This is a genomic window from Endozoicomonas sp., from assembly GCF_051008435.1.
Classification (GTDB): Bacteria; Pseudomonadota; Gammaproteobacteria; order Pseudomonadales; family Endozoicomonadaceae; genus Endozoicomonas_A.
Genome location: NZ_JBPCXO010000268.1, coordinates 1 through 1,621 on the forward strand (window position 1 = coordinate 1; position 1,621 = coordinate 1,621).

4 protein-coding genes are annotated in these 1,621 nt (G+C 47.6%); 3 read left to right on the forward strand and 1 reads right to left on the reverse strand.

The genetic code is table 11. From position 1 onward, the window contains the following. Positions 1 to 166: 166 nt before the first annotated feature. Genes ACR2PX_RS13770 through ACR2PX_RS13780 form a run of 3 tightly spaced genes read left to right on the forward strand, consistent with a single transcriptional unit; the run spans position 167 to position 994 of the window. The gene (locus ACR2PX_RS13770; protein ID WP_433999926.1) at positions 167 to 466 is read left to right on the forward strand and encodes a hypothetical protein; all 300 of its coding nucleotides are present in this window, start codon (positions 167 to 169) and stop codon (positions 464 to 466) included. Further along, complete coding sequence (locus ACR2PX_RS13775) at positions 426 to 599, forward strand: hypothetical protein (protein WP_433999927.1); 174 nt, start codon at positions 426 to 428, stop codon at positions 597 to 599. Before ACR2PX_RS13770 ends, ACR2PX_RS13775 begins: the two co-directional genes overlap by 41 nt. An 11-nt stretch (positions 600 to 610) precedes the next feature. Next, positions 611 to 994 carry a nuclear transport factor 2 family protein gene (locus ACR2PX_RS13780; RefSeq protein WP_433999928.1) on the forward strand — a complete coding sequence of 128 codons (384 nt, stop codon included), beginning with the start codon at positions 611 to 613 and terminating at the stop codon, positions 992 to 994. A gap of 76 nt (positions 995 to 1,070) precedes the next feature. Here the strand turns inward: ACR2PX_RS13780 and ACR2PX_RS13785 are convergent. Next, positions 1,071 to 1,621, reverse strand: a 551-nt coding sequence (locus ACR2PX_RS13785) for an alpha-hydroxy acid oxidase (protein WP_433999929.1), incomplete at its 5' end; no start/stop codon positions are given.

Genomic DNA, 1,621 nt, shown 5'->3' on the forward strand with positions numbered 1-1,621 from the left:
AGCCTGCTGCTGTGATGTTGATTGTACCTCGCTAGGCTTGGCACAAGAGTCACAGTAGTAGACTGGTTCCGCAGTCCACAAGAATCTTCCTTCGTCAAACGCTAAAAACTGCAGAATCGAGTATCAGGATCCGCATCCTCCCATTTACGCGCCATTCAGCTGGTCTATGGACACCTGTCGTTTCTGGGCCAGAGAAAGTGGAAAGATGGTGTCGTTTGTTGGCAAGAATGACTTTATCGACATCACTATTGATGAGTACATGAAAGAAGCAGAAACAGTCGGTCGCAAGGTAGCTAGAAGTGACGTACTGGCTCTGGGTGGCCACCTGGTCATGGGGCGAAATGAAGCCGAAGCGAAAAAGCACAAGCAAACCTTCGAGAATCTGTTCAATACGGCTTATAACGTGCACTCCTTACAAAGTGCCAATGGGTCGTCTCTGGGAAGGCACCATCAATCAGGTCATTGATCATGTGGGTAGTCTGAAGGAAACCTACGGGGTGGATGAGTTTGTTTTCTGGCACCACGTGGGTTACTACCCTCAGGAAGAAGAGCTGGCCATGCTGGAAGCCTTCGCCGAAGTCATCAAGGCAGTGAAGTAACAGGAGGCATTATGTCGGATGTTCAGGAAATTGAAGATCTGGTGGAAGAGTACTTCCGGTCACTTTATGAAGGTGATGTGGAAACGATCCAGAAGATCTACCGCCCAGAGTGCTTGCTGCAGTGGACCACCGATGAGGGGGTCAAACATATGGCCATGGCGGAATACCTGGAAGTAGTCAGCAACCGTGCTGCTCCCAGAGATGCCGGCTACGGTCCCTATGGGCAGATTTTGAGTATTGATTTGTCTGGTTCTGAAGTCGCGGTGGTTAAAGTAGCCAGCGCCGTTCAGCCAAGATACTTTGAGGATTATCTGACTCTGGTCAAAGATTGTGAGCAATGGAAAATTGCTGCAAAAGTCTATCGGGTCGTTAGAGAAGATACTGTTAAAACTTAACCCGTATTAGCAGGAAGTTATGGGCTACTGACTCTTGTTCAAGGGAGGAGGTGGTCCATAATTATCTTTTGTACGCCTAATAAATAATGTCTCTTGAGATGGAAGCGGTGTTTGGACAACCTGTCAGTATCATCGCTGTTTCCAATTTTTTTCCGAGAAGCTTTATCACCTCTTCCACACCTTTTGAGCCGCTTGCTGCAAGACCATAAAGGTAAGGGCGACCAATTAATACCGCGTTGGCTCCCAATGCCAGTGCTTTTAAAATATCAGTTCCCCGTCGAATACCTCCATCCAGCAAAATAGTTGCTTCAGGGACAGCAGAACGTATTTCTGGCAACACCTGAATGGTCGACAGGCCCGAATCCAGATTACGGCCACCATGGTTGGAAATAATGATACCCGCTGCCCCATGATTCATTGCACTCAGGGCATCTGCAGCGGTCATGATGCCTTTTCCCAGCACCGGTAATTGAGTTTCTTTGCAAAGCCAGGCCAGGTCAATGTATAGGAATTTCAAAGCACAGGTAGAACACCTTTCGTCGTATAGTTTTGCCGGATTTTCCTGAGAAGCAGTCAGGCTGTTTTCCCTGATTCTAAAAAACATCAGTTTTACAGGTAATGCACCTA